This is a genomic window from Hymenobacter sp. H14-R3, from assembly GCF_030063445.1.
Classification (GTDB): Bacteria; Bacteroidota; Bacteroidia; order Cytophagales; family Hymenobacteraceae; genus Hymenobacter.
Map to the genome: position 1 here is coordinate 41,895 of NZ_JASITD010000006.1, position 13,968 is coordinate 55,862.

General features: G+C 57.1%; 12 protein-coding genes. 5 read left to right on the top strand and 7 right to left on the bottom strand.

What is annotated here, in order from left to right; genetic code table 11:
• The first annotated feature begins 45 nt into the window (after positions 1-45).
• Together QMK33_RS07645 and QMK33_RS07650 are read left to right on the top strand one after the other, a co-directional pair.
• Entirely contained in the window at positions 46-1,035 is a 990-nt protein-coding gene (locus QMK33_RS07645; protein WP_283563982.1) for a radical SAM protein, read from the top strand.
• 18 nt (positions 1,036-1,053) lie between these two features.
• Positions 1,054-1,569 (top strand): gamma carbonic anhydrase family protein, encoded by a 516-nt coding sequence (locus QMK33_RS07650; RefSeq protein WP_283563983.1) that lies wholly within the window; start codon positions 1,054-1,056, stop codon positions 1,567-1,569.
• An 889-nt stretch (positions 1,570-2,458) separates the two neighbouring features.
• On the opposite strand, the gene QMK33_RS07655 is transcribed toward QMK33_RS07650, so the two are convergent.
• Both QMK33_RS07655 and QMK33_RS07660 read right to left on the bottom strand, forming a co-directional pair.
• Positions 2,459-2,830 (bottom strand): RDD family protein, encoded by a 372-nt coding sequence (locus tag QMK33_RS07655; RefSeq protein ID WP_283563984.1) that lies wholly within the window; start codon positions 2,828-2,830, stop codon positions 2,459-2,461.
• 103 nt (positions 2,831-2,933) lie between these two features.
• Complete coding sequence (locus QMK33_RS07660; protein ID WP_283564110.1) at positions 2,934-4,259, bottom strand: hemolysin family protein; 1,326 nt, start codon at positions 4,257-4,259, stop codon at positions 2,934-2,936.
• Positions 4,260-4,899: 640 nt separating this feature from the next.
• Between QMK33_RS07660 and QMK33_RS07665 the strand changes: the two genes are divergently transcribed.
• Positions 4,900-5,394, top strand: coding sequence for an Lrp/AsnC family transcriptional regulator (locus QMK33_RS07665; RefSeq protein ID WP_283563985.1), 495 nt, complete (start codon positions 4,900-4,902; stop codon positions 5,392-5,394).
• An 84-nt stretch (positions 5,395-5,478) separates the two neighbouring features.
• On the opposite strand, the gene QMK33_RS07670 is transcribed toward QMK33_RS07665, so the two are convergent.
• Positions 5,479-5,832 (bottom strand): hypothetical protein, encoded by a 354-nt coding sequence (locus tag QMK33_RS07670; protein ID WP_283563986.1) that lies wholly within the window; start codon positions 5,830-5,832, stop codon positions 5,479-5,481.
• A gap of 560 nt (positions 5,833-6,392) precedes the next feature.
• On the opposite strand from QMK33_RS07670, the gene QMK33_RS07675 reads away from it, so the two are divergent.
• A complete protein-coding gene (locus tag QMK33_RS07675; protein WP_283563987.1) occupies positions 6,393-6,593 on the top strand; it encodes a hypothetical protein in 201 nt (66 codons plus the stop codon).
• A gap of 105 nt (positions 6,594-6,698) precedes the next feature.
• Here the strand turns inward: QMK33_RS07675 and trxA are convergent, their stop codons facing one another.
• The 3 genes from trxA to dnaE all read right to left on the bottom strand — a co-directional run bounded on the left by trxA (position 6,699) and on the right by dnaE (position 11,585).
• The gene (trxA, locus tag QMK33_RS07680; protein WP_283563988.1) at positions 6,699-7,028 is read right to left on the bottom strand and encodes a thioredoxin; all 330 of its coding nucleotides are present in this window, start codon (positions 7,026-7,028) and stop codon (positions 6,699-6,701) included.
• 113 nt (positions 7,029-7,141) lie between these two features.
• On the bottom strand, positions 7,142-7,774 hold the full coding sequence (locus tag QMK33_RS07685; protein ID WP_283563989.1) for a hypothetical protein: 633 nt from the start codon (positions 7,772-7,774) through the stop codon (positions 7,142-7,144).
• A 94-nt stretch (positions 7,775-7,868) separates the two neighbouring features.
• Complete coding sequence (gene dnaE, locus QMK33_RS07690) at positions 7,869-11,585, bottom strand: DNA polymerase III subunit alpha (protein ID WP_283563990.1); 3,717 nt, start codon at positions 11,583-11,585, stop codon at positions 7,869-7,871.
• Between the two features lie 360 nt (positions 11,586-11,945).
• Between dnaE and QMK33_RS07695 the strand changes: the two genes are divergently transcribed.
• Positions 11,946-13,016 (top strand): fatty acid desaturase family protein, encoded by a 1,071-nt coding sequence (locus QMK33_RS07695; protein WP_283563991.1) that lies wholly within the window; start codon positions 11,946-11,948, stop codon positions 13,014-13,016.
• Between the two features lie 167 nt (positions 13,017-13,183).
• Here the strand turns inward: QMK33_RS07695 and QMK33_RS07700 are convergent, their stop codons facing one another.
• Positions 13,184-13,861 (bottom strand): phosphatase PAP2 family protein, encoded by a 678-nt coding sequence (locus tag QMK33_RS07700; protein WP_283563992.1) that lies wholly within the window; start codon positions 13,859-13,861, stop codon positions 13,184-13,186.
• Positions 13,862-13,968: the final 107 nt, after the last annotated feature.

A 13,968-nucleotide genomic window follows, 5' to 3' on the forward strand; every position in this document is an offset into this window, starting at 1 on the left:
GCGGCAAGCTGAAGCTTACCCTACACTCCAGCATTACCTTTATCCATGCGCCTCGTTAAGCACCCCGTTCTCTGCAACTACTACGTCACGTACCGGTGCAACGCGAAGTGCTCATTTTGTGATATTTGGGAGAAGCCTTCGCCCTACATCACGCTGGCCGATGTGGAGGCCAACCTGCGCGACCTTAAGCGGCTGGGCGTCAAGGTAATCGACTTTACGGGTGGCGAGCCGCTGCTGCACCGGCAGCTACCCGAGTTTCTGGCGTTGGCCCGGCAGCTGGGCTTCATCACCACCGTGACCACTAACGGCCTGCTCTACCCCAAAAACGCCGAAAAGCTGCGCGGGCTGGTCGATATGCTGCATTTCTCGCTCGACAGCATCGACCGCGATACCCACGACCGCGGCCGCGGCGTAGCCTGCCACGATTTCGTAATGGAAAGTATTCGCGTAGCCAAGGCGCTGGGCGAGCGCCCCGACATCATCTTCACCGTTTTTCGCCACAACCTGGGCGAGCTGGAACGCGTGTACCGCGAAATAACCCAGCCCAACGGCCTCATACTCTTACTCAACCCCGCCTTCGAGTATGGCGACGTTGCCACCGGCGAGCAGCTAACTGAGGAGGAGTTGGATTTTCTCTCCGCCTTCGGCAAGCGCAAGGGCGTGTACCTCAACGAGGGCTTCATTGCGTTGCGCCGCGACGGCGGCAACCACGTGGCCGCGCCCGTGTGCCGGGCCGCCAGCACCACGCTCGTCATCTCGCCCAGCAATGAGCTGGTGCTGCCCTGCTACCACCTGGGCCAGCAAAAATTCCCTATTGCCGGCCAGTTGTTCAACCTCTACCACGCGCCCGAAACCCAGCGCCTCGCCGCCCTCGAAGGCCGCCTGCCCCAGTGCGAAGGCTGCACCATCAACTGCTACATGCAGCCCAGCTTCGCGGTCGAAACCAGCAAGTATTTCTGGCAAGCCCTGCCAAGCACGCTGAAGTACAACTGGGAAAAAGGTACCTGGAAGCGGCTGTTGCCCCTATCCATTTAGAGAAAAAAACCACTACCTATGCCGGCCCTCATCCTTCCCGTTCACGGTATTTCGCCCACCATTGGCCCCGATTGCTTTCTGGCCGATAACGCTACCATCATTGGTGATGTGGTATTGGGCCGCGGCTGCACCGTGTGGTTTACGGCCGTGATTCGGGGCGACGTCAACAGTATCCGCATCGGCGACGAAACCAACGTGCAGGATGGCGCGGTGCTGCACTGCACGTTTGAGCAGGCAGCGCTCACTATCGGCGCGCGCGTGAGCATCGGGCACCGGGCGTTGGTGCACGGCTGCACCGTGGCCGACGATGTGCTCATCGGCATGGGCGCCATCGTGATGGACCACGCCGTGGTAGGCGCGGGCTGCATCATCGCGGCCGGGGCCGTGGTGCTCGAAAATACCATCTGCGAGCCGGGCTACCTCTACGCAGGTGTGCCCGCCCGCAAAATCAAGCCCGTGAGCGAAGCCCAGGCCGCCGGCCTGCGCCGCACGGCGGCCAACTACCAGCGCTACGCCAGTTGGCTTTCGGAGTAAAGCTGCCAGCTGGAATACCGGGCTCCCGATACGCGAAACTCACATAAAAAGAATGGGTAGCTTAGGCGCTAAGCAGGCTTTTTATGTCTTCAAAGGCTTACGCAAAAATGGTTGTCATTGTAAACGCAACGAAGCGAAGCGTAGCAACCGTTTTGCGTAAGGCCGGTCTTTATTTCACCGTGGGCTCAATTGCCGGCGTGGTTGGTATTACCGCCGTGCCAGACGGTATGCGCGGGTGAGGCTTATAGATAGCCCCCGTAGCAAAGTCAACACCTACCCCTAGCAAGCCAACCAAAAACACATCAATTATCAGGGCAGCTACCCGAACTTCCCGTTGCGGCTGTCCAGGCAGGGGCCTTGTGCGCTGGTACTCAGTAATATGCCCTCCAAATACCGTGGCACAACTGGAGAGCGTAGTAGCGATAAGCCCAAAGGCTAGTAACTGTCGAAGTTTAAACATGCAGAAAGTAGAAAAGGTGGGGAGCGTAGGGCAGCGACGCTACCTGACTAAGAAGCCGTGACTTTACCATCAGTAGTGGAAAGTCACGGCTTCTTAGTCAGGTAGCGTCGCGCTACTTATTTGCCCGCAGGCTGCGGTTTGTAGATTGCGCCCGTTGCGAAATCTACGATGGTGCCAGGCCAGAATAAGATGATGTCGGCAATGAGCGCGCCAACCCGTACGTCTCGCTGGGGCTGGCCAGCAACAGGCTTGGTTTTTTGGTAGCTGGATACAGAACCACCGAAAACGGTAGCGCAACTGCTTAGCGAAGAAAGGCTGGCAGCCAGCAAGCCAAAAGTTACTGCTTGTCTAAATCGAGTCATAGTATTTGGGTAAGGTGATTGTATAATGATTTATACAAATCATGCGCAAGCTATAGCTATAACTTTGCTAATCCAAATAAATAACCTTTGTTGACGAAAACTTGTCGTGCCAAGCCATCTTGCGGCGGCTGAATAATAGGCTTATGGGCTCCAATGGCAGGAAACGACAGATGGTGCGGATAAACAACTGCCCGCTGGTAGGGTCGGTATCGTCTTGCGTTACTAAATGAGTGCCGGTCAATAATTTGCCTATCGTGCGCTTAAAAGCAATTTCTGCAATTGCGTAGTACATAAACATTACTCCAAATACGGCAAAACGGTAATATTCAGTCTTTATCAAGCCAACGGGCAGAATACGCAACAGCGCCAAGAACAAGAATAAGACACAGCCAATGTCAACTGCCCAGTTGACAAAACGGCGCACTTTAGAAGCTTCCATAAAAAAAATAAACCGTACTGAGCTAGGTAAGCGGCAAGCAAAGCTACGTGTTTGCTGGCGCCTACTTGGTTCAGTACGGAAATAAATATTCTATCGCAGCTTACTATGCAGGTAGCGGGTCGGTTTCATCCACTGTTGCCGGGCTGATAACGCGCAGCTGCACCATTTCTACCACGCGGCCGGTGCGGCTGAGCACCCGAAACTCGTAGGGCTCCAGCACGGCCACATCGCCAATTTCGGGAATGTTGCCATAGAGCACGTTGAGCAGGCCGCCCACGCTCTCGTAATCATCGCCCTCGGGCAGGGCAAAGGGCAGGTACTCGTTAGCGTCGGGAATGGCCGTGGAGGTATTCACGCGGTATTCGTTTTCCGAAATCTTCTCCACCACCGGTACCTCGTTGTCGTACTCGTCCTGGATTTCGCCCACCAGCTCCTCCATAATATCTTCGATGGTAACGATGCCCGACACGCCGCCAAACTCATCGCTCACCACGGCCATCACAATGTGCTTGCGCTGAAACTGGCGCAGCAGCCGGTTTATTTTCTTAGTTTCGGGCACAAAGTAGGCTGGGCGCATAATGCGCGCCAGCTCCAGCGGCTCGCCGCGCCGAATAATGGGCAGCAAGTCCTTGACGTTGAGCACGCCCACAATATTGTCGATGTTGCCCTCAAAAACCGGCATGCGCGAGTAGCCCTCGCTGAAGATGGTTTCGAGCAGCTTTTCCTCTGAGGCATTCACGTCGAGGGCGGCCAGCTTGGTGCGGGGCACCATTATCTGCTTCACCATGCGGTCGTTGAACTGAAATACGTTCTCAATCAGCTCGTGCTCAGAGTCTTGTATCTCGCCGGTTTCCTTGCCCTGGTCAATGAGCAGGCGCAGCTCTTCGGCCGTGTGTACCTCGGTGCCGTGGGTCGATTTTACCCCAAATAGCCCCAGTAACAGGTTGGAAAGCTTGTTGAGCAGCCAGATAGCCGGGAACGTAACTATGTAGAAAAACCGCAGTGGAGCCGTGATAAACAGCGTGGTAGCCTCCGGCTTCTGAATGGCCAGCACCTTGGGAGCCTGCTCACCAATAACGATGTGCAGGATGGTGATGGTGGCAAACGAGAACACCAGCGCTACACTGTGCACCGTTTCGGGTGATAGCGTGAGGCCCAGGCTGTGAATAATGGCCAGTAGCACCTCGGCCACCACGCTCTCCCCAATCCAACCCAAGGCCAGCGAGGCCAGCGTAATGCCCAACTGGGTAGCCGAGAGGTAGGCATCCAGGTTGTGTAGCATCGTCTGCGTGAGCTTGGCCAGCCGGTTGCCCTCTTGAGCCCGCAAATCAATCTGTGAAGCACGCACTTTGACGAGCGCAAACTCGGCGGCGACGAAAAACCCGTTGACCAAGACCAGTAACAGGGTAAGCAGTATTTTTAAGCCCATGTAGTCGGTTCCCCTCAGACGCTGACGGTCGGGCAACCTTTATAATAACAAAAGTACGGACTTTGACGGGGCAAGTTCATGTTCAGCTAAATAACCCGGCTTAGAAAGCCCCGGCAAGCTGCCTTATTGGGCGCGGCTACGGCAATGGGCGGGTAGGTGGTTTTGCTGGCGCATACCAATGTATATAGTATTGATAAAAAGATACTTGCGGTTTGTTGCGGGCCTGCGTAAGCTGCCCCAGTGGCTTTGCAGCAAAGTCTGATTACCAGCTAATTGAGGAAATTGCTACGCAAAAAAGGCGCGCTTCCCTTCGGGAGCGCACCTTTTTAAGTGCTGTAGCGGAAGGACTTGAACCTCCATGAAGTAGTTAGGCAGTTGCTCCGAAAAGCGGCCGCTTTGTCCAGTTGCCTTCACCCCCGAGATAGGAGGGTGTGTCTGCCAGTTTCACCACACTACAAGGGTTGGTATCGCCGCGCCGTTTGCGTTTTGATAGGTCAAAGGTAAGGCAATAATTTCTTTTTATGCAAATTTTATTTAAAAAAGGTTAAAAAATTAATTAATTTTCAATTTAAAGGCTGCTTGGATGCATAATCTTCAGTATTGTGCCTAACTTCGCTTTTTATTCTAAATTCCACCCCGAATGTCCCGCCCTTACGAATTAGATGATACCGACCGACGTATCTTAAACTTACTGGTGCAAGATGCCAAGCTGCCCTACTCCGAAATAGCTCGGCAGCTGCACGTGTCGGGCGGCACCATCCACAGCCGCATGACGCGGCTGGAGGAGCTGGGCATTGTGCGCGGGGCTACCCTCGACCTGGATATGACGAAAGTGGGCTTCGGGATTCAGGCCTTCCTAGGAATATTTCTGCTAAAAAGCTCTTATTGCGACAGCGTAATTGCGCAGCTGCGTGAAGTGCCGGAGGTTATCAGCCTGCACTTCACCACGGGTAGCTACAACTTATTTGCCCGGCTGGCTTGCCGCGATACCCAGCACCTGCGCAATGTGCTGCACGACATGGTGCAGCAGATAGAAGGTGTGGAGCGTACCGAAACCCTCATTTCGCTCGAAGAAGTGTTCAGCCGCGTTGTGCAGTTAGAGGCCGCCGCCCCGCTCGTGGCCGGAGCCGCCTAAGCTCTTGGCGACAGCGCCAGCAAGCCCACAGAAAAGGCCTTCCCGAGCAACTCGGGAAGGCCTTTTCTGTGTAGCGAGCTACACCTACATTTTGACCTTAGTGGTGGTTTTGTTGGTTTTGTAGCGCATGTCGGCGGTGCCGTCGGCCTTTACGGGGCCGGTTTGGGTGGCCGTGGATTTTGTTGTCTTGTTGGACTTGTAGCGCATATCGGGCGTGCCGTCGGCTTTCACCTTGGCCGTCGGCCTGGTGGCGGCTGGTGCCATCATGCCGGTTTTGGCGGTCATGGTAGTGGTGTGCAACGTAGTGGCCGGGGCCATTTTGGTCGTCGTTGTTTTGGCCGAACTGCTCATAGTGCTGGCGGCCGGGGCAGTTTGGGCTGAAGCCGAGAGGCTGCCAGCTACCAGCAAGGCGGTGAAGAAACCGAGAAGGCGTTTCATAAAACAGAAAAAAAAGGGGGAAGAGAACGCACTGCCTTGCCCGGCAGCAATTGGGCCGAAATATAGGCCATTTCCTGTTATAACTGGCGAGCCGTTGGCGCTGATTTACTAGCCGTTAGCCTTTATGTTGACTAGAAATTAGTTGTGGAAGCAATGTTAATCTGCGTTTGCCCAGCTACCCATTGTCTATCCGAACAGGCGCTGGGTGGGCTGCCAGGGTTGAGGCGGTAGCCCGCTCAGCGGTGCCAAAAATACGCTGGCAAGCGCGCTGAAAGAATTGCTACTCTTAGTTAGCATCTTCTGCCAGGCAATGGGGTGATAGCGAACAGTTTTTACGCTGATTAGTAGAATATTGCAGGTAAGCTAATGTTAATTTAACTTAGATTAATTGCTTAGTAACAGTAGTGTCATTTTTGCATAAAATACTGAAATTCAGTATTTTATAAAATAAGTTTACACATTGCTTGCAATGTCGCCTCAGATAGGTGTGCTAAGCATGAAACTTTGCTAGGATATTTGAGTAGGTACAGCTTCATTTGCGCACCCAACTATTCACACCCATGAAAAATCTGTTACTCCTGGGCCTTGTGCTCACCGGCTTGCGCTTTGCCGGAGCCGCAATGGCTGCCCCCACCATGACCACCACCCTCACTACCACCGCCACCAACCAAAAAGCATCGCCCGACCGGCACCGCCGCAACATGCAGCGCCTGCACCGCCAATCACAGGTTCGCGTGCGCCAAAACAAGCGGGCGCGCTAAATACCAAGCCCATTTAAGCCAACAAAAGCCCCTCGCTATTGCTAGCGAGGGGCTTTTTAGTAAGAGTAATATTAATAACTATATTACCAGTGGTTTAGGCAAGAGCTAGGCCGAAACCTGAGCTTCTAGCTTCTGAGCCAGCACGTGCTTGGGCACAGCACCTACTTGCTTGTCTACAATCTGACCGTTCTTGAATACCAGCAGCGTCGGAATGCTGCGGATACCGAACTTCATGGAAGTCTGGGGGTTAGCATCAACGTCAACCTTGCCTACGATGACTTTGCCTTCGTATTCGCCAGCCAACTCTTCTACTACAGGGCCTACCATGCGGCAGGGGCCGCACCACTCGGCCCAGAAGTCCACGAGTACCGGCTTGTCCGAGTTGATAATCTCCTCGAAGTTGGCATCGGTTATTTCAATTGCTTTATGCGCCATGACGCTAAGGTTTAGTTAAGTGAAAAAACGTCCGGCGTGTACGGCCAACGCGGCTGCAAGGTAGCGGAATGGGAGTAAAACAACACGGAGTGGAGAAAGTTCAGCAGCCACTTTTAGGGTAGCTGGTAGCTCAGGCCCAGCGCGGCCAGGTTGCGAAAGCGCCGGTAGCGCGCATCGGGGCCTACTTCCTCATAGCCTGTCACGATATGGCTGTAGCCCACGCGCACACTCAGGTCCGCCGGCAGGGCCAGGCTGGCGTACAGCTCCGAGTTGAGCGAGCCCCGGTCTTTGGAGCCGCCCAGCAGCAGGTTTCCGCTGGTGGGTTGGGCTGCCCCTATGTTGTTGGTGCGCTCGAAGGTGACAGCGCGGGTCGGCCCGAAGCTAACGCCGCCCACATCGAGGTTGAAGCCCAGCCGCAACGGGCCGGCCACCCGGGCCCGCACGTGAAACGCCACGTTTACGGCCCCCGTGCGCGGGGAGGGCACAAATAGCTGCTGCGTGGCCCCGCCTTGCGGGTCCAGGGCCAGGGCATCGGCAAAGTAGTAGCTGCCGCGCACGCCCACGCCCGCCTGAAACCGTCCGGCCGCATCCAGCCCCCATAGCCGCCAGCCCGCTATTGAGGTGTAATTGAGGGTTGGCCCTGCGGCCCCGGTTAAGTCCAGCATGGTGGCGTGGCGGCCGGGCGCGGTTTGGGCCGGGGCCAGCAGCGGCAAGCCGAGCAGCAGCGGTAGGAAATAGCGGCACATGGTCAGTTATTTTTGAAAGGGAGATGAAACACTGATGAAGACCACTTGCTAGACGTGACTGTTGCATAACCCTTACAAAGTGCTTGCTGCCCGCCTAAATCAGCGAGCACACGTCGAGTTCAAATTCGTGCATCTTGTCGATAAAGGTCTTAGGCTCAATTTGAAAGCGGCGCGAAAACATGTCAACTGCCAGCCGCTCGTGGGGCTCTACAAACTGAATTTCGAGCCGCTTCGAACCTTTCGAATGTTCGATGGCTTCCTGCAAGCGGTCAATCATGGGGCCGGTTACGGTGCGTAAATCCAGCTTCACGCGCACTCCTTTGCTGAGCTTGTCAGCCACCTGGGCCAGGGGCTCCATGGTTTTTATCTTCATTTCCCACTGGTCCTGGGTGCCGTAGCGCAGCTCCATTTTGCCGCGGATGTACATGGGTGGCACCTGCTCCTGGGGGTAATTTTTGGGGTTGATGAGCGCACTGAAGCGCGTGTAGTCGTCGCGAAACAGCGCCAGGTTAATGCTGGAGTCGTAGTCCTCGATGTTGAATGAGGCCATGGGCTGGCCGCTTTTGGTGGTGCGGAACACCACGCCCGTGAGCAGACCGGCCACGTTCACATCCTTGCCTTTTTGCAGCTCCAGCTTGTCGAGCGGGCAGGTGCAGTAGGCGTCGATTTCCATGCGGTAGGCGTCGAGCGGGTGGCCCGAGAGGTAAAAGCCCACCACTTCCTTTTCGCGGCGCAGCTTCTCGCTGGGGCTCCAATCGTCGAGGTCCTGCACCTTGGGCAGCGGGGCGGCCACCGCGCCAAACGCGCCGGCCCCGAAGAGGCTGTGCTGCGCCGACTCTTTAGCGGCCTGGTGCTGCTGGCCCAGCTTCATGGCCTTTTCGATGAGGTTCTGGTCGCCGGCCGGGGCGTCCATAAACTGGCGGCGGTTGTATTTCTCGAAGCCATCGAACGCCCCGGCCTGCGCCAGGCTTTCCCAGGTTTTCTTGTTCACCGAGCGCAGGTTCACGCGCTTGGCAAAGTCGAACACGTCGGAGAAGTGGCCGCCTTTCTGGCGCTCTTCCACTAGCTCTAGTACAGCGGCTTCACCCGCGCCCTTCACGGCGGCCAGGCCAAAGCGAATCTGGTTTTCGCGAGGCACGTTGAATTTCTGCTCCGATTCGTTCACGTCGGGGCCCAGCACGGCCACACCCTGCTTGCGGGCTTCCTCAATAAAGAAGGTCACCTTCTTGATGTCACCCATGTTGTTGGTGAGCACGGCGGCCATGTACTCGGCCGGGTAGTTAGCCTTCAGATAGCCAGTCTGATACGCCACTACCGAGTAGGCGGCCGAGTGCGAGCGGTTAAATCCATACTCGGCAAACTTCTCCATTACGTCGAAGACTTCATTGGCCTTCTTCGTCGGAATTTTATGCAGCTCGGCCGCGCCCTTGATAAACTTCTCGCGCTCCAGGGCCATCTTTTTCATGTCCTTCTTACCCATGGCGCGGCGCAGCAAGTCGGCCCCGCCGAGCGAGTAGCCGGCCAGAATCTGGGCCGTTTGCATAATCTGCTCCTGATACACCATGATGCCCTGGCTGTATTCCAGAATGGGTTTCAATAGCTCGTGCGGGTACTCCACGGGCTCGCGGCCGTGCTTGCGGTTGATGAAGTCGGGGATGAACTGCATCGGGCCGGGCCGGTACAGGGCGTTCATGGCAATCAGGTCCTCGATGTTGGTGGGCTTCAAGTCCTTGAGGTACATGCGCATACCCTCCGACTCGAACTGGAACGTGCCGATGGTGTCGCCGCGCTGGTAGAGCGCGTAGGTCTTTTCATCGTCGAGCGGAATGTTGTCGATGTCGATTTTAACGCCGTGGTTGCGCTCAATCAAGTTCATGGCATCCACGATGATGGTCAGGGTTTTGAGGCCCAGAAAGTCCATTTTGAGCATGCCGGCGCTCTCAATCACCTTGCCGTCGAACTGCGTCACGAGCAGGTCCGAGTCTTTGGAGGTCGAAACGGGGATGTACTTCGTGATGTCGTCGGGCGCGATAATTACGCCCGCCGCGTGAATGCCGGTGTTGCGTACCGAGCCTTCGAGCAGCTCGGCCAGCGCCAGAATCTGGCCCTTGAGGTCGGTTTTGTCGGCGCGCAGGGCTTGCAGCTCGGGCACGTCGCGGAAGGCGCCGGCCAGGGTGGTGCCGGGCTTCTCGGGCACGAGCTTGGCCATCTCGTTGGCGGCGGGCAGCGGCAGCTCCATCGCCCGCGCCACGTCCTTAATACTTGACTTGGCGGCCATGGTGCCGAAGGTGATAATCTGGGCCACCTGGGTTTTGCCGTACTTACCCACCACGTAGTCAATGACTTTCTGGCGGTTCACGTCGTCAAAGTCAATGTCGATATCGGGCATCGACACGCGCTCGGGGTTCAAAAAGCGCTCAAACAGCAGCGAGTACTTGATGGGGTCGATGTTGGTGATGCCCACGCAGTAGGCCACCGCTGAGCCCGCCGCCGAGCCCCGGCCCGGCCCCACAGCCACGCCCACCGAGCGCCCGTGGTTGATAAAATCCTGGGTAATAAGGAAATAGCCCGCAAAGCCCATCGTCTCAATAATGCGCAGCTCATAATCCAGACGCTCCTCAATCTCGGGCGTGCGCTCGGAGTAGCGGGGCGGCTTGGTCATCGTCACGGTGCCGTTGCCGGCCCCGGCGCCGAAGGCCCCCACGTAGGTCAGTTCGCGCAAAAACGCGTCGGCGGTGGCAAACTGGGGCGGCAGCGGAAAGTTGGGGAGCAGAATGTCGCGCGCCAGCTTGGGCGGCGTCACCTTATCCACAATTTCGTTGGTGTTATCCACACTTTCGGGCACGTCGATGAACAAGGCGTTCATCTGCTCCTGGGTCTTGAAAAAGAACTGGTCGTTGGCGAAGCCGAAGCGGCGCTTGCGCTGCTTGGGCGGCTTTTGCAGCTCCTCATCAATGCGCGAGAGCATGCGGCGGGCGTGCTCGTCGTTGCCGTGGTCGGCGCGCAGCTTGTCGAGCGTGTTGTAGTGCACGCGCTGGTCGGCGGTGAGAATAGTGTAGTAGTTCGTCTCGAAATCGCCGACCGGGATGCTGCGCTCCTCGGCCGTGTTTACGCACAGTAGCAGGTCGTGAGGCGCGTAGTCGTCCTGGTTTACGTAGTGCGAGTCGTTGGTGCAGATAACCTTGACGTTGTGCTTCTTAGCCAGGCCCAGCAGCACCTGGTTCACGTCTTCCTGGCTTTTGCCGGTGCCGTCGAAGTTCATGAGCCCGTGGCGCTGAATCTCGATGTAGTAGTCGTCGCCAAACACGTCGAGCCACCACTTCAGCAGCTCCTCGGCCCGGTGCTCGCTCTCGAACAGGATGGCCTGCGGAATCTCGGCCCCGATGCAGCAGCTGGTAGCAATAAGACCCTCGTGGTACTTGAGAATCAGTTCTTTATCGATGCGTGGAAACTTGGAGTACACGCCCTCGATAAAGCTCATGGAGCTGAGCTTGCTCAGGTTGTGGTAGCCGGCCTGGTCCTTGGCCAGCAGCAGCTGGTGGTAGCGGTTGTCCTTCTCGCCCTTCTCGCGCAGAAACGTCTTCTTATGGCGGTCGGCCACCATGTAAAACTCGGAGCCGATGATGGGCTTCACGTTGTACTTATTGGCCTCGGCCACGAAGTTGAACGCCCCAAACATATTGCCATGGTCGGTGAGGGCCACGGCGGGCATACCGTCGGCCTGCGCCTTTTTCATGAGCCCCGAGATGCTGGACTGGCCGTCGAGCAGCGAGTACTGGGTGTGCGAGTGGAGGTGCGAGAACGTAGGCATAGCAGAAGTAGTTTAGAGGCGCGAGCAAGTGCTGAATACCAGGGAGTAAGTATTTTTCATCGAAAGCTCACGCTTTTCCCTGACCCTAAAGTTACCGACTGGCGGGGGTTAGCGGTGCGTTTTGGTTGAGGTGAATGAGTTTTTTAACTGAAAGTGAGGTCGGTATTTTCAACCACCGTCGAACCGTGAAGTAACGCCTGAGGTTACCTTGCCACAATGGGCCACATAGGCCCGCCGCCAGGGCTGCGTACAGTTCCTTTTTGCTGCCTGCTGCGCCTGCTTTTGCCGGGGCTCCCAGTTGTTGGGAGCCAGGGCGGGCTGCCCGCCGGGGGTAGCGCTTCTCCCGCCGAAGCTCACTCTATGAAATTATTGGCCGTTTCCACTGACCCGGTTTATACCCGGTCGGCCACCCCTTCCAAGCTGGATGCTTGGTTCAGCCGCTACCTGCAAGACGAGCGCGACCTGCCCTTCGTGTACCTCATGCTGAAGATAACGGCTACCATGCTGCCGCTGGCGGCGCTGCTGTTTGCACCCGCCCTGCGCGGCGACGCGTGGTGGTGGGCCATCTTCGGCCTGTTTTTTTACTTCAGCAATGCCCGCTTCAAGGGTCCGTTTGGGCTGATGCTGCACTGCACCAGCCACCGGGTGCTTTTCAAGAAGAAATACGGCTGGATGAATAACTACATTCCGTGGGTGCTGGGGCCGCTGTTTGGGCAAACGCCCGAGTCGTACTTCACCCACCACATGGGTATGCACCACCCCGAGAACAACCTGCCGGACGATGAAAGCTCGACCATGTTCTACCAGCGCGACTCAGTGCGCGGGTTTTTGCGTTACCTCGGCGATTTTCTGGCGGTGGGCGTGCCGCGCCTAGTGGTTTACTTGTCGCGCCGCAATAAAGCCACCCTGCGCTATCGCTTGCTGCGTGGTGAGGTGGTGTACTTCGTGGTGACGGTGGCCCTGTGCTTCGTGAACCTGCCGGCCGCGCTGGCCGTGTTCGTGGTGCCGTTTGTGCTCTCGCGCGTTATTATGATGCTGGGCAACTGGGCGCAGCACGCTTTTATTGATGCCAATAGCCCCGAAAATTGCTACCGCAACAGCGTAACCTGCATCAACACCCCCTACAACCACAAGTGCTGGAACGATGGCTACCACATCAGCCACCACCTCAAGCCTGCCCTGCACTGGAGCGACCACCCGGCACACTTCCGTAATAACTTAACGCAATATGCTGATAATGAGGCAATTGTGTTTGATGGTATTCACTTCCTGCACATCTTCTTCTTCCTCATGGCCAAGCGCTACGACCTGCTGGCCCGCCACTTCGTGCTACTCGACGGCACGGCGCGTACGGAGCTGGAAGTGACCGACTTACTGCGCAGTCGCACCCGGCGCATCAGCCGCGAGGCGCTACTGCCGCAGCTGGCGTAAAGCATGTAGCGTGGACTATGTGAGTCCGCGCGTGGGAGCGTTGAACAACGACCCTACGTGCGGACGCGCTGAGTCCATGCTACTTGGCATGCTGTCCAACCTGGTGCCGAAGTGCCTGAGAGTAATGTTCAACGACCCCACGCGCGGACTCACAGAGCCCGCGCTACCTACTTATCGTGGCGCTTGCCTGGGCGGCGCAGGCGCCAGCTGTGCCAGGGCTGGGGGTGCTGGTCGAGGTAGGGCAGGAGCCAGTGGAGCACAGCCAGCGTGACCAGCGTACCCAGCACGGAACCGGCAAACACGTCTTCCACGAAGTGCTGGGCCAGGTACACGCGCGAGTAGGCAGTGAGCACGGCCAGCGCCAGGAAGGCGTAGCCCCAGCGCTTGTCTTTCACCAGCAGTGTGAGCAGTAAGAACACCGAAAACGCCGACGTGGAGTGGCCCGAGGGAAAGCTCTTGAGCGTGCCCATTACTACGCCCTCCACCACGTGCAGGGGCGGAAAGCCGTGATGCTCCTTAAAGTAGGGAAACGGCCGCGGGTGGCCCGTGAAAATCAGCTGCTTCCCGATTTGGGCGGCCAGCGAGGTGGCGGCGAAGCACGCGAAGCTCACTAGTGCCCAGCGGAAGCGCACAAACAGCAGCCCCAGCGTAACGAGCACGTAGAACAGGCCGTCGCCCACGTTGGTGAAGGGCCGGAAAAACTGGTCGAAAAACGGCGTGTGGTGACCATTCACGAAGAAGAAGGCCTCGTGCTTGGGCGTGGCCAGTAGCACGGTGCCCACCAAAAGCAGCAACACGGTGAAAGGAAGCAAAAACGTGCGGGTTTGCCGGAGCAGATGCAGCATAAAGGAATGTGCGGTAAGCTTCAGCTTGCCGTTGGTAGAAAACAGGACAAGCCGCCGCGCTGTCAAACGGCAAGCTAAAGCCTGCCGCGCTGCAAAACTACCGCCGG

Coding starts and splice junctions, on each gene's coding strand:
- QMK33_RS07645 (WP_283563982.1), top strand. CDS start 46: ATGCGCCTCGTTAAGCACCCCGTTCTCTGCAACTACTACGTCACGTAC.
- QMK33_RS07650 (WP_283563983.1), top strand. CDS start 1,054: ATGCCGGCCCTCATCCTTCCCGTTCACGGTATTTCGCCCACCATTGGC.
- QMK33_RS07655 (WP_283563984.1), bottom strand. CDS start 2,830: ATGGAAGCTTCTAAAGTGCGCCGTTTTGTCAACTGGGCAGTTGACATT.
- QMK33_RS07660 (WP_283564110.1), bottom strand. CDS start 4,259: ATGGGCTTAAAAATACTGCTTACCCTGTTACTGGTCTTGGTCAACGGG.
- QMK33_RS07665 (WP_283563985.1), top strand. CDS start 4,900: ATGTCCCGCCCTTACGAATTAGATGATACCGACCGACGTATCTTAAAC.
- QMK33_RS07670 (WP_283563986.1), bottom strand. CDS start 5,832: ATGAAACGCCTTCTCGGTTTCTTCACCGCCTTGCTGGTAGCTGGCAGC.
- QMK33_RS07675 (WP_283563987.1), top strand. CDS start 6,393: ATGAAAAATCTGTTACTCCTGGGCCTTGTGCTCACCGGCTTGCGCTTT.
- trxA (WP_283563988.1), bottom strand. CDS start 7,028: ATGGCGCATAAAGCAATTGAAATAACCGATGCCAACTTCGAGGAGATT.
- QMK33_RS07685 (WP_283563989.1), bottom strand. CDS start 7,774: ATGTGCCGCTATTTCCTACCGCTGCTGCTCGGCTTGCCGCTGCTGGCC.
- dnaE (WP_283563990.1), bottom strand. CDS start 11,585: ATGCCTACGTTCTCGCACCTCCACTCGCACACCCAGTACTCGCTGCTC.
- QMK33_RS07695 (WP_283563991.1), top strand. CDS start 11,946: ATGAAATTATTGGCCGTTTCCACTGACCCGGTTTATACCCGGTCGGCC.
- QMK33_RS07700 (WP_283563992.1), bottom strand. CDS start 13,861: ATGCTGCATCTGCTCCGGCAAACCCGCACGTTTTTGCTTCCTTTCACC.